Raw genomic sequence first — 26,689 nt, forward strand, 5'->3', positions numbered from 1 at the left:
CCAGAGGCTTGAGTACGTAGTACTTAATGCGCTTCAGTGGTGCCACACGAACCGATGTCAACGAGGACAGCGAGGTAGGCGTGAGCACCCAGCGCGTCATTGTGGTGATGGGCGTCGCCGGCACGGGCAAGACGACCGTGGGGCAACTGCTCGCCGAGGCCCTCGGCATTCCGTACGCGGAGGGCGACGCCTTCCACCCGGCGGCCAACGTCGCCAAGATGTCGGCCGGGATCCCGCTGGACGACGCGGACCGGTGGCCGTGGCTCGACGCCATCGGCGAGTGGATCCGCAACCGCGCCGGCCTGCGCGGCGGCGTGATCGCGGCCTCCAGCCTCAAGCGCGCCTACCGTGACCGGCTGCGCGCCGCGGCCCCCGGGGCCGTCTTCGTCCACCTCTCCGGTGAGCGCCCGCTGATCGAGAAGCGCATGGCGGAGCGCAAGGGCCATTTCATGCCCACCACGCTGCTGGACTCGCAGTTCGCCGCGCTGGAGCCGCTCCAGGACGACGAACTCGGCGTCGTCGTCGAGGTGTCCGGGTCCCCTGAAGACATCACCGAGCGGGCTCTGGCCGCTCTGCGCAGCCTGCCCGCACAAGAGAACTGAGGAATCCCCACCGTGACCGGTCTCCACGTCGAGACTCTGGCAGCGGCCGCCACCGGACCGATCACCTCGGCCGGGAACACCCAGCTGGGGATAGCCGTCCTGGCGGGCATAGCCGTCATCGTCCTGCTCATCACGCGCTTCAAACTGCACGCCTTCCTGGCCCTGACGGTCGGTTCGCTGGCCCTCGGAGTCTTCGCCGGCGCACCGCCCGCCAAGACGATCGCCAGCTTCACCGCCGGGCTCGGCGCCACGGTCGCGGGCGTCGGCGTACTGATCGCGCTCGGCGCGATCCTCGGCAAGCTGCTCGCCGACTCGGGCGGCGCGGACGAGATCGTGGACACGATCCTCGCCCGGGCCAAGGGCCGGGCCATGCCGTGGGCGATGGTGCTGATCGCTTCGGTGATCGGGTTGCCGCTCTTCTTCGAGGTCGGCATCGTCCTGCTGATCCCGGTGGTGCTGCTGGTCGCCAAGCGGGGGAACTACTCGCTGATGCGGATCGGCATCCCGACGCTGGCCGGCCTGTCGGTGATGCACGGACTGGTCCCGCCGCACCCCGGCCCCCTCGTCGCCATCGACGCGCTCCACGCGAACCTCGGGGTCACCCTCGGGCTCGGGGTGCTCGTGGCCATCCCGACCGTGATCATCGCCGGGCCGCTGTTCTCCCGTTACGCGGCCCGGTGGGTGGACATCCCGGCGCCGGAGCACATGGTCGCGGCGCGCCCCTCGGCCGAGTTGGAGCACCGCCCCCGGTTCGGCGCCACGGTGTTCACCGTGCTGCTCCCGGTGGCGCTGATGCTCGTCAAGGCCCTCGTCGACATCGTGGTCGACGACCCCGCCAGCCCGGTGCAACGCGTGACCGATGTCGCGGGCTCCCCGATGATCGCGCTGCTCGCGGCCGTCCTGGTGGGCATGTTCACGCTCGGCCGGGCGGCCGGCTTCACCCGGGCGCGGATCTCGGCCACGGTGGAGAAGTCCCTGGCCCCGATCGCGGGCATCCTGCTGATCGTGGGCGCCGGCGGCGGCTTCAAGCAGACGCTGATCGACGTGGGCGTGGGTCAGATGATCCTGGACGTGTCCAAGGACTGGGCCGTACCGACCCTGTTGCTGGCCTGGCTGATCGCCGTGGCCATCCGCCTGGCCACCGGCTCGGCGACGGTGGCCACCATTTCGGCGGCCGGGCTGGTGGCCCCGCTCGCGGCGGACATGTCCACGACCGGTACCGCACTGCTGGTCCTGGCCATCGGGGCCGGCTCGCTGTTCTTCAGCCATGTCAACGACGCCGGCTTCTGGCTGGTCAAGGAGTACTTCGGGATGACCGTCGGTCAGACCCTGAAGACCTGGTCGGTGATGGAGACCATCATCTCGGTGGTCGGCCTGGGCCTCGTACTGCTGCTGTCACTGGTCCTGTAGCTGGGCGCCGGCCAGCGCGAGCCCGCCCGCCGCCGTGGCGCAGCGCGCCGCGAGCCTGGTGACCTCGGCCCGCAGGGCCTCGGTCTCCCGGCCGTGCCAGCCCGGCGCCATCGCCGCGACCCGCAGTCGGACCGCGTGCGTGCGCAGCGCGGCGGCGTGACCGCCCAGGCCGCCGTCCGGCGGCAGCGGCGCCGGACGGGGCGGCCGGTTCGTAACCCGGCGGCGGGCCGGGCCGCGGGGGGACACGGCCCCCGTCATGGCCGGCCCTTCGGGCAGACCCGTTCCCCGGTCGCAGAAGGCCCAGAAGGCGGCGCCGAGCCCGAGGGCCGGTTCGGCGGTCTCGGCCCGGCCGGTGGCGACCTGCCAGCCGGCGTGGTCGTTGAAGGGGTTCGCGTCGGTCAGTGCGTGCCAGGCGAGGATGTCGGCGAAGGACGGGGCGAGCAGCGCGAAGGCGTGTTCGGCGCCGCGCTCGCGCAGGATGACGCGGAACAGCCGGACTGCCTCGCCCTGGCGGCCCGCTCGGACGGCACCCAGGACCGCGGCCGCGCCGGGATCGTCGAACAGTTCGGGGTGGCCCGCGCTCGCGGCCCGGATCCGGGCCTTCAACCCGCAGACGGCGATGCTGATCGCGAGGCTCTCCCGGCCCGCCAGGATTCCGGCGAGCCGCCCGGCCCGGGCCACGCCCCGGCCGCGCGGGGCCCAGCCGAGGCCCGACGGGTCGGTGAGCGTACGCAGCAGGGTGCGCCAGCCGAGCCGGGTACGACCGCCCCGGGCGAGGGCGACCGCGGGCAGCCGGACGCCGAAGGCCAGGCCGGAGGCGTAGCGGGCGGCCTCGCCGACCGCATCGGCGGCCTCGGCGAGGGTGCGGCACGGGGCGTCGAGCAGGTCGATGTCCGGGGCGGTGGACGCGGAGGTCGCGGCGTCGGGCATGTGATCCTCGTGGGGTTCGGCAGGGGCTCACGGACGGACGGGGTCGGACGGGCACCGACGGGTCGAGCAAAATCCACATCAAGGTCGGACGAGGTCGGACAAGGCCGGACGAGACCCGTCGCGTGCGAACGGGAACCCGGTCGAGCGCCGCGGCGCCCTCAGCGGCGGGTGAGCGTGAGCCGGATGCCCTGCGGGTCGAGCGTCGCGGGCAGCGGCCCCACCGGGTCCAGCACCGGCCGGGTACCCGTGACCCGATGGCCGCGCAACACCTCGGCGCAGAGCGCGGCGGTGGCCATCAGGCCGAGCTGGTCACCCGGGCAGCGGCCGCCGCCGTGGCTGAAGGGCGCCATCCGGAGGTCCTGATCCGCACCCGGGTTCTTCCACCGGCCGGGCACGAACACGTGCGCGGCCGGTACCCGTTCGGGGTCGCGCTGGTGGAACGCGGCGGGCACCAGCACCGAGGTGCCGACCGGGTAGCGCACGCCCCGCCATTCGGTCTCGGCGCGGGTGACGCGGATCAGGTCGGGCACGACCGGGTACAGCCTCAGGGACTCCCGGACGCAGGCCCGCAGCCGTGGCAGTTCACCCCGCTCCGCACCGGCGGCGACTTCGGCGGCCGCCTCGGCCACGGCCAGGTCCTGCTCCGCGGGGTGCACCCCGAGCAGGAGCAGGGTGCGCAGCAGCGTGTCCGGGACGACGTCCATCGCCAGCAGCCAGTGCTGGGCCTCGCCCACGGGGTCCAGGGTTCCGGTCGGGTCGACGTAGCGGGCGGCCCGACCGACGAGGGTGTCGTCGTCGGCCCGGGCGGCGTACTCCTCGATGCGGGCGCGGGCCTTGTCGTGCACGGAGCGGGCGGCGCGCACCCGGCCGCTGCGCGAGCCCCTGCCCTCGGCGCGCAGCTGGGTGAGCCATCCGCTCAGCTGCTCGTCCGCGGCTGCCGCGTCGCCGAGCACGATCCGCCGGGCGGCGCGGTGAACGGCGTACCGGGCGCGGGCCAGGTCGAGGGTGACGGGGCCGGTGCCGGCGCTGGTACCGGTGCTGATGGGGACGGCGGTGAAGGGATCCGTCGCGGGTGCGGAACCGGTGAGGTGCCGGGCCTCCTCGGCGAGGGCCCTGAGGAAGGACCCGCAGGAGGGGTGCACGGGCCGGCCCGTGGCCAGCACCTCGGCGCTGACCTCGCGTCGCTCCGCACCGGGCTCGCCGCGGGAGCAGCCGGAGTCGGCGGGTTCCCCGGGGTTCAGACCCCGGCACTTGTCCGGCGGGGCCGCCGCGAGGACGCTGACGGGTTCGGCGTAGAAGCGGCGCAGGTCCTGCGGGTCGAGCAGGACGAGGACGGTCCGCCCGGAGCGGGTGCGGACCAGGGCGGGCGCGTCCCCGCACCGAGCGCGCAGGGCCCGCAGCGCGGCTGCGGAGGTGCGCACCTCGCCGGGGCGGCGGGCCAGGGCGCGCAGCAGGACGCCGAGGCCGGCTAGGGCCCCCCGGGCGGCTGTTTCCGGGGCCGGGGCGGGAGCCGCGTACCGCAACGATCGCTTCGCGGACGTCCGCCGGCCGGGGGCTTCCGCACCCAGTCCCGGCACGGCGGGCCCGCGGTCCACGAGCGGTGCCGCGCCGCGGGGGGAGCGACCGGCCCGCTCGGGGCGGCGCCGGGCGGCGAGGGCCCGTACCCGGGCTCGGAGCCCGTCGAGGGCGGCCCCTTGGACCGTACGCATCCGTGTACCTCCGCGGCGGGAGCGACAACACTCGGCGACAACGGCATCACCGTACGTCCCACCTGCGCGCTCCGCGCCCCGAGGGCCGCCTCAGGGGTCCAACCCGACCAGCAGCGCCGCGATGTCCAGTCCGGCCGTGAGGTAGGAGGTGAAGGCCTCGTTGTTCAGGGCCCACGGCGAACGGCCGCGGCGCACACGGGCGATGGCCTCGGCGGGTGTCAGTCCCCGGTCGACGAGGCACTGGGCGACAACGAGGCCCGACCTGTTGTAGCCCGAGTGGCAGCGGACCAGTGTGGTGAGGCCCGAATCGAGGGCCAGTCCCGCGGTGCGGGCGAGGCGCTGGACGGTGTGGAGCTGGTCGGCGGTGAGCTCGGCGTCCGGCATCTCCCCCACGACGTGCTCGGCGCGTGGTCCCGGGCCGTGGCCGGTCCGGGTGAAGAGGCTGATGACGAGGTCGAACTCGTCCCCCACGACGACGGGCCGCAGCTCACCGACCGGGTCGGTCCAGTAGTGGCCGCCCATCCACAGGCCCGGTGCGACCTCGTCCCACGGGGAAGACGGCCCGGGTACGCCCCGGTCGCGCCGGCGGGTCTTCTTCATACGGTCGCGACCTCCTGGGGACGGCCTCCAGGATCTCACACAACAGGCCGTCATTCAGCGGTAGTTGACGCGAAGGCCGCTTCACGGAAGGCGGTGCGCGGCATACCTCGCCCAGTGGTCGGAAGGAGGACCGCCCAGCGGTGGTGTCGGGGGGAGACCCACAGGGCCGGACCGCCGTCCTGCGGGGCGTGGTGGGTCCAGACCCCGTGCGGGGCGGGGTCCCACAGCAGGCCGCGGGCTGGGGTGAGTTCGCCGGTGCGGATCCGGAGCGACTCGGTGGTCCAGGCGCGGCTGATGCCCGCCGGGGCCGCCGGGTGTGCCGGGGCCGCCCCATCCATCCGGTCCACCGGGTCCAGGAGGTGGCGCAGGAAGCGGACGAGGTCGGCGAGGGGCGCGCGGAGGGTGCCGTCGGTGAAGCGGGTGCCGGTCATGCCCAGCGGGTGCCAGACCCGGGTGGCCGCGAGGTCGGCGAGCGGGCTGCCGGAGAGCTGCTCGGCGAGACGGGTGAGGTGGGTGAGGGCGGCGGTCCCGCCCGGGTGCGTGAGGAGGAGGTGGGCGGTGGTCCCGGCCGGTACGCCCTCGGCGGCCGCACCCCCGTAGGCGGTGAGCGGTGTGTGCAGCCGCAGCTCGCCCTCGTCGACGAGGCTGCCGATGACCGGCCAGAGCGCGAGGACGCCGCTGAGGCCGTCCACGTCGAAGGCGGCGTCGGCGGGGTGCCCGCCGTCCGAACCGGCCTGGAGGCCCACGGGTCCGCCGACGGCCCACACCGCCCCGGGGTCGGCGGACTCCACGAGGGCCCGGACGGCGGTGGCCTGGTCGCACAGGGGGGTCATGCCCGCCCACGTTAACGAGCCGGGTGGCCGCCTCCCGGCAGGCCGCCGCGGAGTCCGCGCTCCGGCCACCCGAATGCCCGCGCAGAGCAGCGGCGAGCAGGAAGGGGCGGGGCGCCCGCCGGCACCCCGCCCCCGTGTCCTACCGGCCGGGCTAGCTCTTGTCCGGGCGGTCGGTCACCCGCAGGGTGTTCAGCAGGGGCTTGCCGAATCCGCTGTGCGTGACGAAGCGGACGTTGAGCACCCCGTCCGTGACCGTGACCGTGTACGTACGGGTCAGGGCCTTGTAGGTGCCCGCCTCCAGGGAGATGTCCAGGGAGGGCAGGACCTGCGTGCCCTCGGCCAGGACGTCGAAGACGCGCTTGTTGGGCTTGGTGGAGGAGAGCTCCGCGAAGCCGAGCTCCACCGTGTAGGTACCGTTCGGCACGTTGTCGAAGCGGTACTCGTACATGCCCTCGCGGGCGTTGCGGAACAGCCGCTGCTCGTCCGTGCCGGCGATGGTGCGGCCGGTGGACTCCACGGTGCTGTTGCCCTGGTAGCCGTAAGAACCGGGCGTGTACTTGCGGTCCGGGGACCAGGCGTCACCCAGGCCGTCCGTGGTGGTGTAGCCGGATCCCGCGTCCAGGCCGACCTGGTAGCGCGGGACGACGACCTTGACCGGGACGGAAAGGACCGGGGTCCGGCCGCTCGCCGAGGTGATCTTCAGGTCGGCGGTGAGGACCGCGCCCGGGGTCAGTCCGGTGGTGTCCACCGAAAGGGTGACCGGGACCTTCCCGCCGGTCGCGAGGGTGCCGGTCGCCGGGGTGGCGCTCAGCCAGGTCGCGTCCTCGGACACCGTGAACTCCGTGCCGAGGCCCGGGTTGGTCAGCTCCAGGGTCCGGGTCCGCTGCTGGTTTGCCGGGAGGACGACCTCCAGGGACGGCTTGGACGCCGTCACCCTTCCGGTGCGCAGGGACTGCGTCACCGCCGTGACGTCGGCCGCCTTGACGTCCACCGTCGCCGTGGCGGACTCGTACTGCGGCGCGGCCAGCGAGACGGCCCGCGCGCCCGACGGGCTCTGGACGACGTACCCGCCGTCCGCGGCCGTGGTCGCCGACACCGCCGTGTCACCGGTGCCGACGGTCACCGTGGCGCCCGCGACGCCGTTGCCGTCGTTGGCGTCGAGCACCCGGCCCGCCACCACGCCGCTCTTGGTGGTCCGGAAGGCGACGGACAGGCCGTCCGTGATGGCGGCGGTGTTGTAGGAGTACTTGAAGGCGTCGGTGCCGGCCGCGTTCTCCACGCCGACCGTGGCCGAGGAGCCCCCCTTGATGCCGGTCCCGCCGGTCCCCTTGTAGGAGTAGGAGACGGTGCCGTCCTCGCCGATCGCGGCCGTGAAGGAGAACTTGTCGGCCTGCGCCGACCAGTGGGACACCTGGCGCCACTCGATCACGTAGCTCCGGTGCGGAGCGGTGCCGGTCACGGCGGTGAAGACGCCGGATCCGCTGCCCACGGCGCCGACGACCAGGTCGTCCCAGAACGGGTACAGGGCCGCGTTGGGCGTGGCCGTGCTCGGCAGGTCGCCGTTGATGTCACTGGTGTTGTTGCCGCCGAAGCTGACCGTGCCGTTGGTGCCGATCCAGGCCTGGCCGTACGTCTTGCCGTACAGGGGCAGCGGGAAGGGCAGGTCGACGCGCTCGGTGGTGTTGTCTCCGGTGAGCGCGAGCTGGCGGGTGCCCTCGACGTACGGGCGGTTGCCGGCGGCGGCGCAGGCGTAGCCGTATCCGTCGGTGCGTTCGGGCAGGTTGACCGCGACGGTGGCGTCGCCGGCAACCGTGACCTTCGCCGTGCCGCCGGTGACGCAGCGGGAGGCGTGGGTGGCGTTCACGTCGTACGTGCCGTGCGGCAGGGTGACCTCGAAGCGGCCCTGGGCGTCGGCGGTCGCGGTCACCGGGGTGTCCGCGATGGTGACGGAGGCGCCGGCGGCCGGTCCGGCGGCCGAGGAAACGGTGCCGGTGAGCTTGCCGGAGGGCGCCTGGGCGAGGGTGAAGTCGCCGGTGGCGGTGGCGTTCTCGGTGACCGTGGCCGTTCCGGTCTGCTGGCCGTAGCCGAACTTGGCGGCGGTCAGGGCGTAGTCGCCGACCGAGAGGGAGGTGAAGCGGTAGGTGCCGTCGGCCGCGGTGGTGGTCGTACGGTCGATCGGGCCGTCGGCGGTGATCTTCACGCCCGCGACGGGCTGGTCGCCGGAGCGCACGGTGCCGCCGAGCGAGCCGATGGCGCCGCGCGGGGCGGCGGTCACGGCGGCAAGGACGTCGAGCCGGCCCTCACCAAAGACGTTGTTGTCGGCGGCGTTTCCGCCGCACTGGCTGCTGTCGGTGTCCAGGGCGGTGCCGTCCAGGAGCGCCTCGGTCTGCGCGATGTCGCCTTCCAGGGCGGGCGCGGCGGACCACAGCAGGGCGACGGCGGCCGCGGTGTGCGGTGAGGCCATCGACGTGCCGGAGAAGGCCTCGTACGCGCCGCCGGGGACGGAGGAGCGGACGTTCACGCCGGGGGCGGCGATGTTCGGCTTGACGATGCCGCCGGGGCCCGCGCCGCGCGAGGAGAAGGACGCGATCGCGTTGTTGATGTCGAAGGCGCCGGAGCTGTAGGAGCTGGCGTAGTCGCCGGGCGAGCCGGCGGTGTTGCAGCCCGGGCCGGCGTTCCCGTTGGAGAAGGCCGGGAAGATGCCGGCGGCCCGCCAGGTGTCGACGATCTGCTGGTACCAGGTGTCGCCGCCGCTCCCGCCCCAGGAGTTGTTGACGATGTGCGGGGCGAGGTCGGGGCGCGGGTTCTGCCCGTTGAGGTCGGTCGGGGCGACGATCCACTGGCCCGAGGCGAGGAGGGAGGCCTCGGAGCAGGAGTTCGACTCGCAGCCCTTGGCCGCGATCCACTTGGCACCGGGGGCCACGCCGATCTTGTTGGCGCCGCCGTCGTCGCCGACCATCGTGCCCATGGTGTGGGTGCCGTGGTCGTTGTTGTCGCAGGGGGCAGCGGTGGTGCACACGCCCGCCGGGTCGAACCAGTTGTAGGCGTGGTCGTACGTGCCGTCCGCCTTCTTGCCGCGGTACTGGTTGTTCACGGCCGGGTGGGTGTAGTCCACGCCGCTGTCGATGTTGGCGACGACGATGCCCTCGCCGCGCACGCCGACCTGGTCCCAGACCTGCGGGGCCTTGATCCGGTCGATGTTCCACTCGATGGCGTCGGCGACGGCCTTCTCCCGCTTGCCTTCGGTGGGCTTGGGGAGGTCGACCTTGTCGTCGGCGTCGATCCGGGCGACCTCGGGGCGCTGGGCGAGGGTTCCGGCGAGCTTCTGGCTGCCGACGACGCGCACGGCGTTCACGATCCAGTACGAGGTGTACTCGGCTCCGGCGCCCTGCAGGGCCTTGACGACGTCGGCCTGGCTGCGCGCGGCGTGGTCCTTCTTGATCCGCAGAACCGTTTCGGCCTTGGCGGCGCGGGTCTGCTGCTTCCCCGCGGCGGTGAGGTCGGCGGCGCTGTCGAGGTAGACCCAGAAGGCCGCCTTGGCGGACTCGTCGAGCTGGGTGCGGAGCTTGGGTTCGATCTTGCGCTCGGCCGCCGTCGGTGCGGCAGGTCCGGGGTCCGGCGCGGCCGCGGCGACGCCCGCGCCGATCGGCAGGAGCAGGACCGAAGTGAGGGCGGCGAGCGCCGTGCGTAAGGACCGTGCGGGCCTTGCCGGCCCGGTGGGCCGCAAGGCTCGTGGGGTCCGGTTGTCGCGTTGGGCCACGTGTTGTCTCCTCGTACGCCGTGTGCGGGATGTGCGGGAAGGGTGCGCGTGACGTGCGCGGGCCATGGTGAACGAGGCGTCATGCTCATTACAAGGGTGGCTTTTCGGCCTTCCCCCGACCGCCCCGGTGGCCCGCTCGGGCCGCGCGCGCCAGCCTGAAGACATGACTTCGCCCGCCGAGCCGTCCGGAGCCGGTGTCCCGATCGCGTCCGCACGGGGCCGGTGGATCCTGCTGACCACCGTGCTCGGATCGACCATGGCCATGCTGGACGGGACCGTGGTGAACGTGGCACTGCCGCGCATCGGGGAGGACCTCGACGCCGATCTGGCCGTGCTCCAGTGGACGGTGAACGCCTATCTGCTGACCCTGGCCGGGCTGATCCTGGTCGGCGGATCACTGAGCGACCGCTTCGGGCGGCGCCGGATCTTCGTGCTCGGCGTGGTGTGGTTCGCGCTCGGCTCGCTGCTGTGCGGCATCGCGCCGAACGCCGGGGTGCTGATCGCGGCCCGCGCCCTGCAGGGCATCGGCGGGGCGTTGCTGGCGCCCGGCTCCCTGGCCCTGATCCAGGCGTCGATCCGCGCCGACGACCGGGGGCGGGCGATCGGACTGTGGTCGGGGCTCGGCGGGGTGGGCGCGGCCGTGGGACCGTTCCTCGGCGGCTGGCTGGTGGACGGGCCGGGCTGGCGGTGGGTGTTCCTGCTGAACGTGCCGCTGGCCGCGGTGTGCGTGCCGGTCGCCCTGCGGCACGTACCGGAATCGCGGGACCCGCAGGCGCACGGGCGGTTCGACGTGGCCGGGGCGGCACTCGGTGCGAGCGCCCTGGGGCTGGTCACCTACGCGCTGATCGAGGCCCGGTCGGGCGCGCCGGCGGTGATCGTCGCCGTGGTGCTCGGGGTCCTGCTGGGCGTCGCCTTCGTCTACGTGGAGCGGCGACGGCCCGATCCGATGGTGCCGCCAGACATCTTCGCGTCCCGGCTGTTCACCGCCGTCAACCTCGTCACCCTGTGCGTGTACGCGGCGATCGGCGGGTTCTTCTTCCTCGTCGTGCTCCAGCTCCAGGTGGTGTCCGGCTACTCGGCGCTGGCCGCCGGGGCCGCGATGCTGCCGACGACCCTCCTCATGCTCCTCCTGTCGGCGCGCTCGGGTGAGCTCGGGGAGCGGATCGGACCGCGCGTCCCGCTCACGGTGGGGCCGCTGCTGTGTGCGGCGGGAACGCTGCTGATGCTACGGGTGGGACCGTCGGCCTCGTACGTACGGGACGTGCTGCCCGCGATGGTCGTCATGGGCATGGGCCTCGTGGCCCTGGTGGCCCCGCTGACGTCGACCGTGCTCGCCTCGGTGGATCCCGGCCGGGCGGGCCTGGCCAGCGGGATCAACAACGCGGCGGCGCGCGTGGCCGGGCTGCTCGCGGTGGCGGCGCTGCCGCTGCTGTCCGGAATGGGGCCGGAGTCGTACCGCTCGGCGACCCAGTTCGACGCCGCTTTCGGGCGGGCGATGCTCTGGTGCACCGGAGCCTTCGTGGCCGGCGCCGCCCTGGCCTGGGCGACCGTACGCTCCCCCGTGCCCGAGGCGTGCCACCCCCAGTGCCACACGTACTGCGCGGTGTCGGCCCCGCCGCTCGAACCCCGTGAGGAGCACGGCTGATCCCGTGTGCTGGAGCGCGACGGCCGATCTGGTGGCGGGGACGGCGATCTGCGCCGTCGGGATCGCGTGCCTGGCTCGGGTGCGGCGGGCCCGCGACCTGCCCGTCGCCGCGCTGCCGCTGTTGCTGGGCGCGCACCAACTGGTGGAGGCCGCGGTGTGGGGCACGGGCGGCGGCTGCTCCCCGGCCGCAACGGCCTGGGCGGTGATCGCCCTGCCACTGCTGGCGCTCTGGATGCCGGCCGGCGTCCTGCTGGCGGCCGCGCCCGAGGTCCGGCGCCGGTTGTGGGGCCCCTGGCCGCAGGGCTCGCCACGGCCGCGGTGCTCGCGTACTGCCTCGCCTCCCGGCCGGTGACCGCCGAGATCCGGAGCCACACCATCGGCTACGGCGTGAATGTTCCGTGGATGCCGCTGGTGCTGGCGGGCTACCTGTTCGCCACGCTGGGCCCGCTCCTGCTCGGGGGCGACCGGCGGCTCGGGACCCTCGGCATGGTGCTGGCGGTGGGGGCGCTGACCTGCTCAGCGCTGTGGCGGCTGGAATTCGCCTCCACGTGGTGTGCCTTCGCGGCGGTCGCTTAACTGCTGGTCTGGGGCTGGGTCCGGCGGCCGGAAGCAGCTTCCGCCACCTCGTGATCGACCGGAAGTTACCTAGACGTATGTAGTGACTTCACACGCGGCCAGCAGTAGAACTCGTTCCCATTCCCCCACGGATGAGGAACGTCACATGAGCGATAACACGCTGCCCAGAAATGGCTCGAACGGAATATCCCGTCGCGGATTCCTTGGTAGAACTGGTTCTATAGTTGGCGCCGTGGCCCTGGCGGGTCACCTCACCCCGGCACAGGCGGCCTCCCCATCCGCCACGATCGCCGACGGCGCCCGCGTTCCGGCCCTGATCATCGGCACCGGCTACGGCGGGTCCGTGGCCGCCCTGCGACTGGCGCAGGCCGGCGTGGACGTGCAGATGATCGAGATGGGCATGTCCTGGGACGCGCCGGGCCCGGACGGCAAGCTCTTCCCCAAGGTGACCAGCCCCGACTACCGGTCCTTCTGGCTGCGCACCCGGACCAAGGCGCCGCTCAGCAACTTCCTCGGCTTCCCCATCGACAAGGACGTCCCCAAGTACACCGGGATCCTGGACGCCGAGGACTTCGCCGGCATCACGGTCTACCAGGGCCGCGGTGTCGGCGGCGGTTCACTGGTCAACGGCGGCATGGCGGTCACGCCCAAGCGCGCGAACTTCGCCGCCGTCCTCCCCTCCGTGGACCCCGACGAGATGTACGCCACCTACTACCCGAGGGCCAACGCCGGCCTCGGGGTCGGCATGATCGACCCGGCCTGGTTCGACACCGCCGACTGCTACCAGTTCTCCCGGGTGGGGCGCAAGCACGCCCAGCGCTCCGGCTTCGCCTGGACCTTCGTACCCGACGTGTACGACTGGGACTACATGAAGAAGGAGGCCGCCGGCACCGTCACCAAGTCGGCCCTGGCCGGCGAGATCCTCTACGGCAACAACGCCGGCAAGAAGTCGCTCGTCCAGACCTACCTCGCGCAGGCGAAGGCCACCGGCAGGGTCGCCATCTCCGCACTGCACAAGGTCACTTCGGTCTCCCCGGCCGCGGGCGGCGGCTACACGGTCGCCATCGACCAGATCAACACCACCGGCGACACCGTGGCCACCAAGACGGTGACCGCGGACCGGGTCTTCTTCGCGGCCGGCAGCGTCGGCACCAGCAAGCTCCTGGTCAAACTGAAGGCCACCGGAGCCCTGCCGAACCTCAACGGCGAGGTCGGCAAGGGTTGGGGCGAGAACGGCAACGTCATGTGCGGCCGCGCCAACCACATGTGGGACCCGACCGGCAAGCTCCAGTCGACCATCCCCTGCTCCGGCATCGACAACTGGGACGCGGGCGGCGCGTTCGCCGAGGTCGCACCGCTCCCCACCGGGATCGAGACGTACGCCTCGTTCTACCTGTCGATCACCAAGAACCCGAACCGCGCCGAGTTCACCTGGAACGCGGCGACCGGCACGGCCGACCTGAGCTGGCAGACCGCCTGGAAACAGCCGTCCATCTCCATGGCCAAGACGATCTTCGACAAGATCAATTCGAAGGAGGGCACGATCTACCGCACCGACCTGTTCGGCGGCAACAAGATCTGGAACGACACCCTCACCTACCACCCGCTCGGCGGCGCGGTCCTGAACAGGGCCACCGACAACTACGGGCGCCTGCACGGCTACACCGGGCTGTACGTGATCGACGGCGCGCTCATCCCCGGCAACGCGAGCGTGAATCCCTTCGTCACCATCACGGCGCTCGCCGAACGCAACATCGAAAAGATCATCGCTACGGACCTGTAGCCGTACGCCCGCCCGGGCCGGGCCCCGCGCGGCCCGGCCCGGCCCGGCATGGCCCGGCCCGGCATGGCCCGGCCCGGCATGGCCCGGCCCGGCATGGCCCGGCCCGGCCCGGAAGCAAAGGCCTACTTCCCTTCGTTCCGGCGTCCTTCGATCCCCTGCCCGGTCGCCACCCGGCGAAGGACCTTCGGCGACCGCCGGCTCCCACGGGTGCGTGCCGCGACGTAGCCGGTCAGGCCGGACAGGCCGAGGCACAGCGGCGAGTACAACCGGAGGTCCATCGCCGTGTACCGGGCGGGAGCCTGCTGGAGGTCCAGGCCCGACACGACCAGCCCGCCCAGCCCGCGCGCCGCGAGCACGGCGGAGACCGTCCACAGCCCGGCCCGGACGAGCCGGGCGCGCCCCAGCGCGGAGTCCGGCCGGGCGCCGACCAGCACCAGACCGGCGGCCGCCGTCAGCAGGCCGGCGACCGCGGCCGTCGCAGCCGCGGAAGGCAGGGCGTCGTCTCCCGTCCCCACCACGACCTCGGCCAGTTCCGCCGGGGAGCTCAGCGGCCAGGGCGAGCGGATCCAGACCGCGTGCAGGGCCGCGGCCGCGGCCAGACCGCCCGCCGCCACGACCGCCGCCGCCCGGACCGGGGCCGTCGCACCCGCACCGCCCCCGTTCCGGTTCTCCGTACCCGCATCCGTACCCGCCCCCCGGGCCGTTCCGGTTTCCGCGTCCATCGGCACCCCTTCCCCACGATCCCGCCGGTTTCCATACAGTGCTGTATGGATGATCCGTACACTACTGTACGGATCATGGCGAAGGGACGAGTGAGCAAAGAGGACTGGACGATGGCGGCGCTGCGGGCGTTCTCCCGGGGCGGCGTCTCGGCCGTCGCCGTGGACGTCCTCGCCCGTGAGCTAGGGGTCTCCCGCGGCAGCTTCTACTGGCACTTCGAGAACCGGGACGCGCTGCTCGTCGCGGCGCTGGAGACCTGGGAGCTGCACGCCACCACCGAGGTCATCACCGCCACGGATGCCCACGAGGACCCCTGGACGCGCGCCCGCTCCCTGCTGCTCGCCGCGCTCGGCGACGAGGAGATCGCGGGTCTGGAGCCCGCGCTGGGCTCCGCCCGCGACACCCACCCGGCCGTGGCCGACGTCGTCGACCGGGTGACCCGCACCCGGATCGCGTACCTCGGCAGGGTCTTCGCCGACCTCGGCTTCGCTCCGGTGGACGCCCGGCACCGCGCGCTGGCCGCGTACGCCGCCTACTTGGGCTGGCTCGACCTGCGCCGCACCGCACCGGCCATAGCCCCCGAAACGCTGCCCGGCACACCTGCCGCGGAGGCGGCGATCGACCACCTGATCGCCATGCTCGGGACCCCGCCCCGGGCGGAGGCAACGGCGGGCCGCGGAGCGGCAGATTGAGCGGGCCGCGGCATCCGGCCGGGCAGCAGGCCGTCCGGGCACTGCCTTCATCGCGCAAGGTGACCCGGACGGCGGGGTGGACGGCGGGGCGGACGCCCTCTCAGGGCCGGGGAGTCGGCTGACCCGGCAACATGCACACGCTGTCCAGGCCCAGCACGTGGTTGAGCCGGCCGAAGGCCAGCCATGACCCGATGCTCATCGTCAGCTCCACGATCTCCAGCTGGCTGTAGTGCGCGGTCATCCGCTCCCAGAACTCCTCGTCGAGCCCGTGGTGGTCGAGGGTGTACCGCTCGGCGTACTCCGCCGCCAGCCGGGTGCGCTCGTCGAACGCGTCGGTCGTGCGCCACGCGGTGACCGCCTCGGAGAACTCCTCCTCGACCTTCTCCCCGTCCCGCTCGGTGCGCCAGTCCAGACAGAAGACGCACCCGTTGATCTGCGCGACGCGCAGCCGGGCCGCCTCGAACTCGCGCAGGCCCAGGGTGGTGTGGGCGTACACCGACAGGGAGAAGTTCGCGGCGGCCATGCCGATGCCGGGCACCAGGTCGCCCCACACGTACTCGATCGGGTGCTGGCCTTCAGGGACGTCGATCCTCATGACTGTTTCCTTCCGAGTCTGCCGATGGCGGGGCGCAGCGGGACGTCGAGGGCGTCGTAAAGGCCGGGTTCGGCCCCTACGAGCCAGTCGATGGCACCGACGAGGCGGCCGACGGCGGTGGCGTTGCCGCCCGCCGAGCGGTTCTCGCCCTCGTCCGTGGCCTCGACGGTGACCTCGATGCGCGGGCGGCCCTCGATGACGACCCGGTGGGCGCCGTCGCCGCCGGCGGGCGGCACGGGCCAGTCAGGTGCGCACGAGGGGTGGATGCGGGTGACGTGCTCGATGACGATGCGGGGCTCGCCCTCGACGATGCCCTGCACCTCGAAGCGGATCGCGCCCTGGGTGCCGGCCTCGAACTCGCCCATGGTCCGGGTGGTCACCGTGGCCTCGAGCGCACGGCGGTCCGACGTCTCGCGGATCTCGTCGAGTTCGACCCCGAGCGCCCGGGCCATCATCCGTATCTGCCCGCCCCACACCATGGTGGGGATCGAGGGCATGAGCATCATCGGCTCGTGGTCCATGGGCTGCCCCATGCCCACGAGGTGACGGACGGAGTCCGGCTGGTCGTAGGTGGAGTAGTCGAATATCTCCTGGCACCGGATGACGTCGATGGTGGTGCCGAGCCCGCTGAGCAGGAGCGGGAGCACGTCGTTGCCCCATCCGGGGTCGACGCCGGAGGCGAAGAGCGAGCCGCCGCCCTCCGCGACGGCGGCGAGCACCGGGTCGCGGAACTCGGGCGGGGCGTTCCGGTGGTCGTAGAGCGGGTAGAGGGCCGGGCTGACGACGACCGCGCCGGAGCGGACGGCGCGGGTGATGTCGGCGAGCGCCCCGTCGGGCCGGACGTCTCCGGACGCGGCGTACACCACGGCCCGGGGGCGGGCGGCGAGTACGGCCTCGACGTCGTCGGTGGCCTCGACCCCCAACGGGTGGTCGAGCCCGCCGAGTTCTCCCGCGTCGCGGCCGACCTTGGCCGGATCGTGGACGATGACTGCGCAGAGTTGGAGCGCGGGATGGGCCTCGACGGCACGGATCGCCAGACGGCCCACGTTGCCGGTACCCCAGACAACCGTGGAAATCATGCGCGGAGGGTAGCCACAGGTCCCGTACGTTGCCAGAGTCGCGCGGCCCGAACTCGTCCGCCTTCTGCGGCTACTGGTTCTGGCCTCCCAGGACGAAGAGGAGGTAGACGAAGAAGGCGAAGAGGTGACCGACGAACAAGTAGGCGATCAGCCGGATGATCAGGCCGCGCGGGAACTTGGACTCGAAGCGGGCCCGTAGGGTCGCGGGCGCGGGCTTCTCGGCTTGGGACATGGGTACGGCTCCTCGGCTATCGGTGGTGCGTGGTCGGGGGCGTGGCGCGCGTGGGCGGGGTCGCGGGCGGGTTCGCGATCGGGTTCGTGGGCGCGGTCTTGGTGGCGCCGCCGAGGCAGAGTCCGGCCAGGCTGCTCTGCAGCAGCGTGTGGACGAAGAGCAGGTCGGCCCCACCCGCGGAGGCCGCGCCGATCCGGTGCGGAGTGAGCGAGTCGAAGTGCGCGCTGTCCCCGGGCTCCAGCAGGTGCTCGGCCTCGCCCAGGTGCAGCCGCAGCCGCCCTTCCAGGACGTACAGCCACTCCTCGCCGGGATGTACGCGGACCAGCTCGCCCTGGCTGCGACCGTGGGGCACGTGCACGCGCAGGGCCTGCATCCCCCGACCGGAGCCGCCAGCCTGCCAGTACGTCCAGCCGTCGGCCTCGCGGGCGCCCGGACCGCCGGCCCGTACGATGGGATCGGCTACCGCAGGGGTCTCGCCGAGCAACTCGGAGACGGTCGTACCGTAGGTGCGGGCAAGTCCGAGCAGGAGCGGCAACGAGGGCTGGCGCCGGCCGGTCTCCAGGCGGGACAGGTGGGCGGGCGAGAGTCGGGCCCGTGCGGCGGCGGCCTCCAGGGTGAGCCCGGCACGACGGCGCAGGTCCCGTAGCTGCGGGGCGACGGCGGGCAGCTCGTCCGCCGGTTCGTCGGGACCGGCCGCGCCTTCGGGGCCGGTGTCGGATCCGGGTGTCATACACCGATTGAGCCAGAGTCTTGCCTGTCTGGCAAACCATCTTGCCTCTGAGGCAAGGCGCTGCTGTCGCGCGGCCCGACCTCACCTGTTCGAGGGCCCGCTGCCGGGCGAATGCGTCACCACGGTTGCGCGGGGTCCCGCGCCGTACAGGCTGGGAGCCACGGCACCGGATGACCTACGGCGAGGGACGATGATCGTATCGATGCTGTCCATGCCGGAGGGCACCCTGACCTGCGGGCACGTGTCGGAGGCCCGCGCGCGTCTCGCCACGTCCCGCTTCCTGTTCGTGGACGTGGAACTGCCCGAGGACGGCGCACCCGACGAACCCCCGCTCGCCCGCCTGCTCGGTCTGGAGGCCGAGGACCTGGCGTGGCTCGGGCGGAAGGGGGAATCCGCCCGGGCGGAGATCTTCGGGGAGAGCGGCGCGTTCGTCGTGCCCGCGGTCGACGTGGACCGGGTCATCCATGTCCACGCCCTGGTGACCGAGCGGTACCTCGTCACCGTGCACCGGGGGTCGGCTCCCCTGATCGGGAACGTCACCGCCCGATTCCCGCTCGAGAGCCCGCCGGACTCCGTGGCCATGCTGTTCCTGCTGCTGGACGAGGCCATGGAGACCTACCGCCGGGCCGCCGTCCAGGCCCTGCTGGAGGTGGAGGACCTGGAGGACGCCATGTTCCGGCGGCGCGGGCCCGAACAGCTCTACCGCCTGTCCCGACTGCGGCGCACCGCGGCCCTGCTGCACCACACCCTCCTCCCCTACCACCGGGTGGCGGAGGAGAGCGTCACGCGCCGGGTGATGAACCGCGGCTTCCACCAGGAACGCCAGCAGCTCGTCCGCGAGTACCGGCGCACCGCGAACCTGGTGCTCGCGGACATCGAGTCCCTCCAGGAGACCGCCCGCCGGGCCTTCGGCAGCTACTCCTCCCTGGTGTCCGGCGACCAGAACGGCGTGATCAACCGCCTGGCGGTGGTGTCGACGATCTTCCTGCCGCTGACCTTCCTGACAGGGTTCTTCGGCATGAACTTCGCCTACCTGACCGACGAGCTGGAGAGCGGAGCCGTCTTCTGGCTGCTCGCCGTGGGCCTCCAGGTGGTCTTCCTGCTCGTGGCCCTCTACGTCCTCCACCGCACCCGCCTGTGGCGGATGCTGCGCGAGGACGACAGCGATCCCGACGACGAGTAGCCGTACCGGGGCGCCGTTTCCGGCGCCGGTGCACGACCGTGGTGCTCATTCGGTGGCGAGTGCCGGACGGGCGGGCCGGGGTCCCACCCGTCCGCGGGGCGGCCGGGCCGACTTCAGCACCGCTGCCCGGGCCCGATGACCTCGCGTCCCCACGGGTCGCTACCGATCCACCTGTACTAGTGCTGTGGCCGGAAAGGTTTGCCGGTTCGCGGCGTTCGGTGCGGTGCATCGCAAGGCGGAAGGCCGCGGCTCGTACTGGACGTACTTGCGCGGTCCGACAACGCGGCGAGGTGCCGTACCGGGCGTCGTGAGCCGGTGAACCTTTCCGGCCACAGCACTAGCGGGAGTGCGCCGCCAGGACCGTAGCCACCGTGTCCGCCTCGGCCGCCGGCTTGTCCGGGCGGTGGCGCAGGACGCGGGCGAAGCGGAGGGTCACTCCGGCCGGGTAGCGGGAGGAGCGCTGGAGGCCGTCGTAGGCGATCTCCACGACCAGTTCCGGGCGGACCCGGACGGTGAAGCCGTCGTCCTCGACCGCCAACTCGCGCAGCCGCTGCGTCTGCCAGCGCAGCATCTCGTCGGTGAGCCCCTTGAAGGTCTTGCCGAGCATGGCGTACGACCCGTCGCCGGTGGGCGCCCCCAGGTGCAGGTTGGAGAGCAGGCCGGTGCGCCGCCCGTGGCCCCATTCCGCGGCGAGGACCACCAGGTCGAGGGTGTGCACCGGTTTCACCTTGAGCCAGTGTTTGCCGCGCCGGCCGGCGGCGTAGGACGAGTCCAGTGACTTGACGACGACCCCCTCGTGGCCCCGGCGCAAGGTCTCGGCCCAGAACTCCTCGGCCCGGGCGCCCTGCTCCCCCGGGTCCTCGACGGCGAGGCGGCGGACCCTGGCGCCCTCGGGAACGAGCGCGGTCAGGGCCGCGTACCGCTCGCGCACCGGCAGGTCGAGCAGGACGTCCTCGCCCACGGCCAGGACGTCGAAGAAGTAGGGGGCGACCGGGAGCGTGCGCCGGGCGGCGTCCACGTCGACCCGGGAGCCGACCCGGCTCGCGATCTCCTGGAAGGGGACGGGGCGGCCGTCCGCCGCCCGTCCGATGACCTCCCCGTCGAGGATGAACCGCTCCCCCGGCAGCGACCGGGCCAGTTCCGCCACCTCGGGCAGCCGTCCCGTGATCTCGTCCAGGGAGCGCGTGTAGATCCGTACGTCGTCGCCGTCGCGGTGGACCTGGACCCGGATCCCGTCCAGCTTCTCCTCCACCGCGCACGGCCCGAGCACCTCCAGTGCCTCGGCGACCGACTTCGCCGTGCCGGCCAGCATCGGCTGGACGGGCTGTCCCACGCGCAGCGTGACCGTGCGCAGTGCCTGCGCGCCTTCGGCCAGTACGGCTGCCGCCACCCGGGGCAGCGAGCCGTCCAGCATCACCGCCCGGCGTAGCGCGGCGGCCGGTACGCCGGAGGCCGCGGCCACCCCTTCCAGGGCCACCGCGTCGAGCGCGCCCTGGCGCACCTCGCCGGACAGCAGGGCGCGCAGGAACGCCTGCTCGGCCCCGGTGGCCCGGCCCAGCAGGTCGCCAAAAATCCGGCCGCGCCGCTGCACGGACCCGGTGCCCGACACCGCGGCCAGTTCGCCGACCGCGGTGTCGACGTCACGGACGGTCAGGACGGGTTCCGCCGCCGGTGCGACGTCCTGGCCGAGCGTCCGCCAGCCGATGCCGGGGCGGCCCTGCGGGAGGCGCCCGGAGAGGTAGGAGATGACCAGGCCGGCCTCCTCGGGGGGCGCGGCGGCGAAGAGTTCGGCGAGCAGTGCGCTCTTGCGGGACCGGGCGGAGGCGTCGGCGACCTCCCGGGACACGCGCGCGACGTCGGCCAGCAGCATGCGGCCATCCTCCCGCCCGCGGACGCACCGCGCAGGTCGGTACCCAGTCGGCAGCAGGCCGGGGGCGCGTACCGCAATTGCGGTACGCGCGGGGCCCGACCTACTCCTCGAGAAGGTGGACGGTTCCGCCTGTGGGTGCTCGGAGCCCGGGGAAAGGGCCCTTAGGGTGCCCATATGAAGCTCCGAATGCCCCGGCGCCGCCGAGACCGTCTGCTCGCGGGCGCCGCCGCGCTCGCGGTCGTGGCGGGGGCCGGTACGTGGACGGCCGCGTCCGCGACCGGTGACGAACCCGCCGTGCACCGCCAGGACCAGGTCGTGAACATGCCCGGCGCCGGGATCGACACCTCCTACTTCACGGCGGGCGGCGGTGCGGAAAGACGTCCCGCCGTCCTGCTCGGGCACGGTTTCGGCGGCAGCAAGGACGATGTCCGCGAGCAGGCCGAGCGCCTCGCCCGGGACGGGTACGCCGTCCTGACCTGGTCGGCGCGCGGCTTCGGCCGCTCCGAGGGCCGGATCGGCTTGAACGACCCCGCGTACGAGGTCAAGGACGTCTCCCGGCTCATCGACTGGCTCGCGGCCCGGCCCGAGGTGAAGCTCGACGCGGCCGGCGATCCGCGCGTCGGCGTCTCCGGGGCCTCCTACGGCGGCGCGGTCTCGCTGCTGGCGGCCGGTCACGACCCGCGGGTCGACGCGATCGCCCCGCAGATCACCTACTGGAACCTCGCCGACGCCCTCTTCCCGAACGGCGTGTTCAAGAAGCTCTGGTCCGGCATCTTCTTCACCAGCGGGTCGACCGACGGGCTGCAGCGCGCCGTGCCCGGTCCGCGGCCGGACCCCTCGGCGGCGCCCGGCTGCGGACGGTTCCAGCCCGAGGTCTGCGCGATGTACGAACGCGTCGCGGTGGCGGGCAAGCCCGATGCCGAGGCCCGCACCCTGCTGGAGCAACGCAGTCCGTCGGCCGTCGGCGACCGGATCAAGGTGCCGACCCTGATCGTGCAGGGCCAGGACGACTCCCTCTTCCCGCTGGACCAGGCCGATGCCATGGCCGAGGCCATCGCGGCGAACGGCGCGCCCGTCTCCGTGGACTGGGCCGCGGGCGGGCACGACGCCGGGATGCGCGAGGCCGACCGGGTCGAGGCCCGGGTGGCGGCCTGGTTCGACCGCCACCTCAAGGGGGACGGGGCCGCCGACACCGGCCCGGCGTTCCGGGTCACGCGCTCCGGGGGCATCGACTCCACCGACGGCACGGTCACCCTGCGCGGCGCGACCGGCGACCGGTATCCCGGGCTGGAATCCGGCCCTCGGGAGTTCGTCCTGACGGGCCCGGAGCAGACCTTCGCCAATCCGGCGGGCGGCGCGCCCCCCGCCCTGTCCTCGCTCCCGGGCATCGGCGGGCAGCTCGCCGCCTTCGGGGCCGGGCTCTCGCTGGACTTCCCCGGGCAGAACGCCCGGTTCGAGTCGGCGCCGCTGGCCGAGGACGTGACGATCACTGGTGCACCGACCCTCACCCTCAAGGTGAGGTCGAGTGCCGCGGACGGCTCGGCCGTGCTGTTCGGCAAGGTGTACGACGTGGGGCCCGACGGCCGTCAGCAGGTGCTGCCGAGCCAGCTGGTCGCCCCCGTGCGGGTGGAGAACGCGCAGGAGGGCGCCACCGTGCGGCTGCGGCTGCCCGCGATCGACCACTCCGTCGAGGCCGGACACCGGCTGCGGCTGGTGATCGCCGCGACCGACCTCGGCTACGCGACCCCGGCTGCCCCGGCCACCTACACCGTCGCCGTGCAGGGCCCGCTTACCGTGCCCGTCGCCGCGGATGTGCGGACGGCCGCGGCCGGGCTGCCCGCCTGGATCTGGTGGCTGCCACTGGGCGCGGTGGCCCTGGCCGCGGCGCTGCTCGGGATCCGACGGACCGGCCGGGGCGCCGGCGGGTCGGGGCCGGGCGCCTCGCAGCCGGACCCTGCACTGGCCGACGTACCCCTGGAGATCACCGGGCTGACGAAGCGCTACGCGAAGGCGCAGGACCGGTACGCGGTGCGGGACCTGTCCTTCCGCGTCGAGAAGGGGCAGGTGCTGGGACTGCTCGGGCCCAACGGCGCCGGGAAGACCACCACCCTGCGGATGCTGATGGGGCTGATCTCGCCGGACGCCGGGGAGATCCGGGTGTTCGGGCACGCGGTACGGGCCGGGGCGCCCGTGCTGTCCCGGGTCGGGGCCTTCGTGGAGGGCGCCGGATTCCTCCCGCACCTGACGGGCCGCGCCAATCTGGAGCTGTACTGGCGGGCCACCGGCCGCCCGGCCGAGGACTCGCACATGGCGGAGGCCCTGGAGATCGCCGGGCTCGGCGACGCGCTGGAGCGCGCGGTGCGCACGTACTCGCAGGGCATGCGCCAGCGCCTGGCGATCGCGCAGGCCATGCTCGGCATGCCGGACCTGCTGATCCTCGACGAGCCGACGAACGGTTTGGACCCGCCGCAGATCCGGGAGATGCGCGACGTGATGATCCGCTACGCCGCGGGCGGGCGGACGGTCATCGTCTCCAGCCACCTCCTGTCGGAGGTGGAACAGTCCTGTACCCACCTGGTGGTCATGGACCGCGGGCAGCGGGTCGCGGCGGGCGAGGTCTCCGAGATCACCGGCGGCGGGGACACGCTCCTGGTGACGCTGGCGGAGCCGGTGGACGAGGTGAGCGTCGAGAAGGTGGCGGCGCTGGAGGGAGTGGGTTCCGTGGTGGCCGCCGATGACGGGCTGCTCGTACGGCTCGAAGGCGCGACGGCCGCGGGGCTGATCGCCGAACTCGTACGGCTGGAGGTACCGGTGAGCGGAGTGGGACCGCACCGGCGACTGGAGGACGCGTTCCTCACCCTGATCGGAGGTGCGGCGTGAGTACGGCGACGACGGCGCGGGAGGTGGCTCCCGGCTACCGGGCGAGCCGTACGCTGCCGCTGCGCGTGGAGGCGCTGCGGCAGTGGCGCCGGCGGCGGACGCTGGTGATGGGCGGGGTGCTGGCCGCGCTGCCCGTCATCTTGATGATCGCGTTCGCGGTGGGCGGCGGGCCGGGCAGCCGGGGCGGCGGGAACGGCCGCATCACCCTGATCGACACGGCCACGGCCTCGGGCGCGAACTTCGCCGCGACCTGCCTGTTCGTCTCGGCCGGCTTCCTGCTGGTGGTGCCGGTGGCGCTGTTCTGCGGGGACACCGTGGCCTCGGAGGCGAGCTGGTCCTCGCTCCGCTACCTGCTGGCCTCGCCGGTACCCCGGGCCCGGCTGCTGTGGAGCAAGTTGGTGGTGGCGCTGGGCTTCAGCCTGGCGGCGATGGTGCTGCTGCCGGTGGTGGCGCTGGCGGCGGGCACGGCCGCGTACGGGTGGGGGCCGCTGAAGCTCCCGGCGGGCGGGGCGCTGGCGGCCGGGGACACCGTGCCGCGGCTCGCGCTGGCCGTGGCCTTCGTCTTCGTCTCGCAGCTGGTGACGGCGGGGCTGGCGTTCTGGCTGTCGACGCGGACGGACGCCCCGCTGGGCGCGGTGGGCGGGGCGGTCGGGCTGACGATCGTCGGCAATGTGCTGGACGCCGTGACGGCCCTCGGGTCGTGGCGGGAGTTCCTGCCGGCGCACTGGCAGTTCGCGTGGGCGGACGCGCTGCAGCCCCAGCTCGAGTGGGGCGGGATGGTCAAGGGAGCGGTGGTGTCGGCGTCGTACGCGCTGGTGCTGTTCGCACTCGCCTTCCGCGGGTTCTCCCGCAAGGACATCGTGTCCTGATGCGCCACGGACGGCCCACGGCCCACGGCCCGCAGCCCGGGGACTTCCGGGCCGTGGGCCGTGGGCCGTCCGTGGCGATGCGGCCGCGTTCGCCCGCCCGATGGGGGGCAACGCGCGCCGGGTGAGCGGGCGCCCTCCGTGGAGAAGGGCGCCTTGGCCGTCGTCGGCGCCTCCTACTCGCCGGACACCGGCGAGGTGGACGTCCTGACGGGGGCACCCGTCCGGGCGGTCACTCGGGCCCCCGCGCCCCCGGGATCGCAGCGATCGCGGCCAGCAGTTCGGCGTCCAGCGGGCGGTCGGCGACGGCCGCATTGGCGCGTACCTGCTCGGCGGAGGTGGCTCCCGCGATGACGGAGGCACAGCCGGGCCGGGCGGAGAGCCAGCCGATGGCGAGTTCGAGGACGGTCCGGTCGTGCTTCTCGGCGAGCGCGGCCAGCGCTTCGACGACGTCGAGGCGCTCCTCGGTGAGGTACGAGTCGCGGCCTTCGAGCCGGGAGCCGGCTGGTACGGGCGCACCCCTGCGGATCTTGCCGGTCAGCAGGCCGTTGGCGAGCGGGAAGTACGGGAGCACTCCGACGCCGTAGTGGAGGGCGGCCGGGACCAGCTCCCGCTCGACCGACCGCTCCAGCAGCGACCACTCGTTCTGCGCCGATACGAAGGGGACCGCGCCGGTCTCGCGGGCGACGTGGGCGGCTTCGGCGAGCTGCCAGCCGGTGAGGTTGGAGTGGCCGATGTACCGGACCTTGCCTTCGGCGACGAGCTCGGTGAGCGCGGCCAGGGTCTCGGCGATCGGGGTGGCCGGGTCGGGGCTGTGCAGCTGGAAGAGGTCGATGTGGTCGGTGTCGAGGCGGCGCAGGGACTCCTCGACGGCACGCCGGATGTAGGCGCGGCCGCCTCGGGAGCCGGCGGCGGGTCCGTACTTCATGTCCACGCCGTCGTAGCCGAACTTGGTGGCGAGGACGACCTGGTCGCGACGGCCCTTGAGGGCCTGCCCGAGGTGGACCTCGGAGCCGCCGGCACCGCCGTAGATGTCGGCGGTGTCCAGCAGGGTGATGCCCGCGTCCAGGGCGGCGTCGACGACGGCGCGGGTGGCCTGGGCGTCCAGTCGGCCACCGAAGTTGTTGCAGCCGAGACCGACGGCGGAGACCTGGAGTCCGGAACTGCCCAGGGGGAGATAGCGCATGCGTTTCGTTCCTCCGACTCGACGAGTACATGATCAACTGGGCGTCCAGTCTAGGCGTCCGGCCGGCGCGCCGGACCGGAATCCCGGCAGCGGGCCGTGAACGCCGTGTGACACGTGCGGGCCCCGTCCCCCGCCGGCCGTCCGGCCCGCCCCCGGTCATTCGGCCGCACGGATCACGGCGTCGCCGCACCGGTCGCGGCCGCGTTCCGACCGGAGTTCCCCGTCCCGACCGGGGCGGGAGTCAGCCCGACCCGAAGCACGCCGGGCCGGCAGGCGGGCACACTGCCCAGATGTTGATCAGACGAGAATCCCCCGCCGACCTGGCCGCTGTCCGTGCGGTGACGATCGCTTCCTCCTACGAGCCGTACGAGGAGGAGCCGGTGGAGGTGATGCTGCGGGACGCATTGCAGCAGGGTGAGGACTGGATCCCGGCGCTCTCCCTGGTGGCCGAGGACGTGGACGGCGCGATCATCGGCCATGCTCTGTGCACCCGGGGCCGAATCGGTACCGTCCGAGTACCCAATCTCAGCCTGCTCGGTGTTCACGGCGAGCATCGCCGGCGCGGTTGCGGAACGGCCCTGGTCCACGCCGCTCTCGCTGCGGCGGACGCCCTCGACGCCCCGATGGTCGTTGTCCTCGGTGACCCCGACTTCTTTGGGCGGTTCGGCTTCCGACCGAGCACTGACTTCGGAATCGTCGGCGAGGAACTGGCCTGGGAGCACCTGTTCCAGATCCGCACCCTGTCCGCCTACGATCCGTCCGTACAAGGTGAATTCGTCTACCCGGAGCCGTTCGGCAACGTCTGACG

At 73.1% G+C, this 26,689-nt stretch carries 21 protein-coding genes and 1 pseudogene; 10 read left to right on the plus strand and 12 right to left on the minus strand.

Annotation, left to right across the window (positions count from 1 at the left end):
- Positions 1-80 precede the first annotated feature (80 nt).
- Together ACIQK6_RS20740 and ACIQK6_RS20745 are read left to right on the plus strand one after the other, a co-directional pair.
- Positions 81-602, plus strand: a complete 522-nt coding sequence (locus ACIQK6_RS20740) for a gluconokinase (protein WP_329095376.1) — start codon at positions 81-83, stop codon at positions 600-602.
- Positions 603-614: 12 nt separating this feature from the next.
- Complete coding sequence (locus tag ACIQK6_RS20745) at positions 615-2,012, plus strand: gluconate:H+ symporter (protein ID WP_402695226.1); 1,398 nt, start codon at positions 615-617, stop codon at positions 2,010-2,012.
- On the opposite strand, the gene ACIQK6_RS20750 is transcribed toward ACIQK6_RS20745, so the two are convergent.
- The 5 genes from ACIQK6_RS20750 to ACIQK6_RS20770 form a co-directional block, all read right to left on the minus strand.
- Positions 1,998-2,942, minus strand: a complete 945-nt coding sequence (locus ACIQK6_RS20750; RefSeq protein ID WP_329095380.1) for a hypothetical protein — start codon at positions 2,940-2,942, stop codon at positions 1,998-2,000. The genes ACIQK6_RS20745 and ACIQK6_RS20750 overlap by 15 nt on opposite strands.
- A 158-nt stretch (positions 2,943-3,100) precedes the next feature.
- Positions 3,101-4,651: a cytochrome P450 gene (locus ACIQK6_RS20755; protein ID WP_402695227.1), complete on the minus strand. Its 1,551-nt coding sequence runs from the start codon at positions 4,649-4,651 to the stop codon at positions 3,101-3,103.
- Between the two features lie 90 nt (positions 4,652-4,741).
- A complete protein-coding gene (locus ACIQK6_RS20760) occupies positions 4,742-5,251 on the minus strand; it encodes a protein phosphatase (RefSeq protein ID WP_329095384.1) in 510 nt (169 codons plus the stop codon).
- A 50-nt stretch (positions 5,252-5,301) separates the two neighbouring features.
- Complete coding sequence (locus ACIQK6_RS20765) at positions 5,302-6,084, minus strand: hypothetical protein (RefSeq protein ID WP_329095386.1); 783 nt, start codon at positions 6,082-6,084, stop codon at positions 5,302-5,304.
- Between the two features lie 151 nt (positions 6,085-6,235).
- Positions 6,236-9,844, minus strand: coding sequence for a S8 family serine peptidase (locus tag ACIQK6_RS20770; protein ID WP_402695228.1), 3,609 nt, complete (start codon positions 9,842-9,844; stop codon positions 6,236-6,238).
- Between the two features lie 163 nt (positions 9,845-10,007).
- On the opposite strand from ACIQK6_RS20770, the gene ACIQK6_RS20775 reads away from it, so the two are divergent.
- The 3 genes and pseudogenes from ACIQK6_RS20775 (at position 10,008) to ACIQK6_RS20785 (ending at position 13,848) form a co-directional block, all read left to right on the plus strand.
- Positions 10,008-11,489: an MFS transporter gene (locus ACIQK6_RS20775; protein WP_402695229.1), complete on the plus strand. Its 1,482-nt coding sequence runs from the start codon at positions 10,008-10,010 to the stop codon at positions 11,487-11,489.
- Positions 11,490-11,493: 4 nt separating this feature from the next.
- Positions 11,494-12,065, plus strand: a pseudogene (locus ACIQK6_RS20780) (DUF6629 family protein).
- A 145-nt stretch (positions 12,066-12,210) separates the two neighbouring features.
- Positions 12,211-13,848: a GMC oxidoreductase gene (locus tag ACIQK6_RS20785; protein WP_402695230.1), complete on the plus strand. Its 1,638-nt coding sequence runs from the start codon at positions 12,211-12,213 to the stop codon at positions 13,846-13,848.
- A 122-nt stretch (positions 13,849-13,970) separates the two neighbouring features.
- Here ACIQK6_RS20785 and ACIQK6_RS20790 read toward each other — a convergent pair whose 3' ends face one another.
- Entirely contained in the window at positions 13,971-14,570 is a 600-nt protein-coding gene (locus ACIQK6_RS20790) for a DUF3995 domain-containing protein (protein WP_329095393.1), read from the minus strand.
- A gap of 75 nt (positions 14,571-14,645) precedes the next feature.
- On the opposite strand from ACIQK6_RS20790, the gene ACIQK6_RS20795 reads away from it, so the two are divergent.
- Complete coding sequence (locus ACIQK6_RS20795) at positions 14,646-15,260, plus strand: TetR family transcriptional regulator (RefSeq protein ID WP_329095395.1); 615 nt, start codon at positions 14,646-14,648, stop codon at positions 15,258-15,260.
- 100 nt (positions 15,261-15,360) lie between these two features.
- Here ACIQK6_RS20795 and ACIQK6_RS20800 read toward each other — a convergent pair whose 3' ends face one another.
- From ACIQK6_RS20800 to ACIQK6_RS20815, 4 genes are all read right to left on the minus strand, one after another.
- The gene (locus ACIQK6_RS20800) at positions 15,361-15,855 is read right to left on the minus strand and encodes a carboxymuconolactone decarboxylase family protein (protein WP_329095396.1); all 495 of its coding nucleotides are present in this window, start codon (positions 15,853-15,855) and stop codon (positions 15,361-15,363) included.
- On the minus strand, positions 15,852-16,934 hold the full coding sequence (locus tag ACIQK6_RS20805) for a dihydrodipicolinate reductase (protein WP_329095400.1): 1,083 nt from the start codon (positions 16,932-16,934) through the stop codon (positions 15,852-15,854). The genes ACIQK6_RS20800 and ACIQK6_RS20805 overlap by 4 nt, the downstream gene beginning before the upstream one ends.
- Before the next feature lie 70 nt (positions 16,935-17,004).
- Entirely contained in the window at positions 17,005-17,166 is a 162-nt protein-coding gene (locus tag ACIQK6_RS20810; protein ID WP_266607711.1) for a DUF6126 family protein, read from the minus strand.
- A gap of 16 nt (positions 17,167-17,182) precedes the next feature.
- Entirely contained in the window at positions 17,183-17,896 is a 714-nt protein-coding gene (locus ACIQK6_RS20815; protein ID WP_402695231.1) for a helix-turn-helix domain-containing protein, read from the minus strand.
- A 202-nt stretch (positions 17,897-18,098) separates the two neighbouring features.
- On the opposite strand from ACIQK6_RS20815, the gene ACIQK6_RS20820 reads away from it, so the two are divergent.
- Complete coding sequence (locus ACIQK6_RS20820) at positions 18,099-19,079, plus strand: CorA family divalent cation transporter (protein ID WP_402695232.1); 981 nt, start codon at positions 18,099-18,101, stop codon at positions 19,077-19,079.
- 337 nt (positions 19,080-19,416) lie between these two features.
- Here the strand turns inward: ACIQK6_RS20820 and ACIQK6_RS20825 are convergent, their stop codons facing one another.
- Positions 19,417-20,949, minus strand: a complete 1,533-nt coding sequence (locus tag ACIQK6_RS20825) for an ATP-dependent DNA ligase (protein ID WP_402695233.1) — start codon at positions 20,947-20,949, stop codon at positions 19,417-19,419.
- A gap of 174 nt (positions 20,950-21,123) precedes the next feature.
- On the opposite strand from ACIQK6_RS20825, the gene ACIQK6_RS20830 reads away from it, so the two are divergent.
- Both ACIQK6_RS20830 and ACIQK6_RS20835 read left to right on the plus strand, forming a co-directional pair.
- Entirely contained in the window at positions 21,124-23,829 is a 2,706-nt protein-coding gene (locus ACIQK6_RS20830; RefSeq protein ID WP_329095411.1) for an alpha/beta fold hydrolase, read from the plus strand.
- Positions 23,826-24,698: an ABC transporter permease gene (locus ACIQK6_RS20835; RefSeq protein ID WP_329095413.1), complete on the plus strand. Its 873-nt coding sequence runs from the start codon at positions 23,826-23,828 to the stop codon at positions 24,696-24,698. The genes ACIQK6_RS20830 and ACIQK6_RS20835 overlap by 4 nt, the downstream gene beginning before the upstream one ends.
- A 229-nt stretch (positions 24,699-24,927) precedes the next feature.
- Here ACIQK6_RS20835 and ACIQK6_RS20840 read toward each other — a convergent pair whose 3' ends face one another.
- The gene (locus tag ACIQK6_RS20840; RefSeq protein WP_329095415.1) at positions 24,928-25,881 is read right to left on the minus strand and encodes an aldo/keto reductase; all 954 of its coding nucleotides are present in this window, start codon (positions 25,879-25,881) and stop codon (positions 24,928-24,930) included.
- Between the two features lie 290 nt (positions 25,882-26,171).
- On the opposite strand from ACIQK6_RS20840, the gene ACIQK6_RS20845 reads away from it, so the two are divergent.
- Complete coding sequence (locus ACIQK6_RS20845) at positions 26,172-26,687, plus strand: N-acetyltransferase (RefSeq protein ID WP_329095417.1); 516 nt, start codon at positions 26,172-26,174, stop codon at positions 26,685-26,687.
- Positions 26,688-26,689: the final 2 nt, after the last annotated feature.

It is taken from the genome of Streptomyces sp. NPDC091682, assembly GCF_044756625.1.
GTDB lineage: Bacteria > Actinomycetota > Actinomycetes > Streptomycetales > Streptomycetaceae > Streptomyces.

Coding starts and splice junctions, on each gene's coding strand:
- ACIQK6_RS20775 (WP_402695229.1), top strand. CDS start 10,008: ATGACTTCGCCCGCCGAGCCGTCCGGAGCCGGTGTCCCGATCGCGTCC.
- ACIQK6_RS20825 (WP_402695233.1), bottom strand. CDS start 20,949: ATGCTGCTGGCCGACGTCGCGCGCGTGTCCCGGGAGGTCGCCGACGCC.
- ACIQK6_RS20755 (WP_402695227.1), bottom strand. CDS start 4,651: ATGCGTACGGTCCAAGGGGCCGCCCTCGACGGGCTCCGAGCCCGGGTA.
- ACIQK6_RS20845 (WP_329095417.1), top strand. CDS start 26,172: ATGTTGATCAGACGAGAATCCCCCGCCGACCTGGCCGCTGTCCGTGCG.
- ACIQK6_RS20830 (WP_329095411.1), top strand. CDS start 21,124: ATGAAGCTCCGAATGCCCCGGCGCCGCCGAGACCGTCTGCTCGCGGGC.
- ACIQK6_RS20785 (WP_402695230.1), top strand. CDS start 12,211: ATGAGCGATAACACGCTGCCCAGAAATGGCTCGAACGGAATATCCCGT.
- ACIQK6_RS20820 (WP_402695232.1), top strand. CDS start 18,099: ATGCTGTCCATGCCGGAGGGCACCCTGACCTGCGGGCACGTGTCGGAG.
- ACIQK6_RS20760 (WP_329095384.1), bottom strand. CDS start 5,251: ATGAAGAAGACCCGCCGGCGCGACCGGGGCGTACCCGGGCCGTCTTCC.
- ACIQK6_RS20790 (WP_329095393.1), bottom strand. CDS start 14,570: ATGGACGCGGAAACCGGAACGGCCCGGGGGGCGGGTACGGATGCGGGT.
- ACIQK6_RS20840 (WP_329095415.1), bottom strand. CDS start 25,881: ATGCGCTATCTCCCCCTGGGCAGTTCCGGACTCCAGGTCTCCGCCGTC.
- ACIQK6_RS20800 (WP_329095396.1), bottom strand. CDS start 15,855: ATGAGGATCGACGTCCCTGAAGGCCAGCACCCGATCGAGTACGTGTGG.
- ACIQK6_RS20765 (WP_329095386.1), bottom strand. CDS start 6,084: ATGACCCCCCTGTGCGACCAGGCCACCGCCGTCCGGGCCCTCGTGGAG.
- ACIQK6_RS20805 (WP_329095400.1), bottom strand. CDS start 16,934: ATGATTTCCACGGTTGTCTGGGGTACCGGCAACGTGGGCCGTCTGGCG.
- ACIQK6_RS20750 (WP_329095380.1), bottom strand. CDS start 2,942: ATGCCCGACGCCGCGACCTCCGCGTCCACCGCCCCGGACATCGACCTG.
- ACIQK6_RS20810 (WP_266607711.1), bottom strand. CDS start 17,166: ATGTCCCAAGCCGAGAAGCCCGCGCCCGCGACCCTACGGGCCCGCTTC.
- ACIQK6_RS20795 (WP_329095395.1), top strand. CDS start 14,646: ATGGCGAAGGGACGAGTGAGCAAAGAGGACTGGACGATGGCGGCGCTG.
- ACIQK6_RS20815 (WP_402695231.1), bottom strand. CDS start 17,896: ATGACACCCGGATCCGACACCGGCCCCGAAGGCGCGGCCGGTCCCGAC.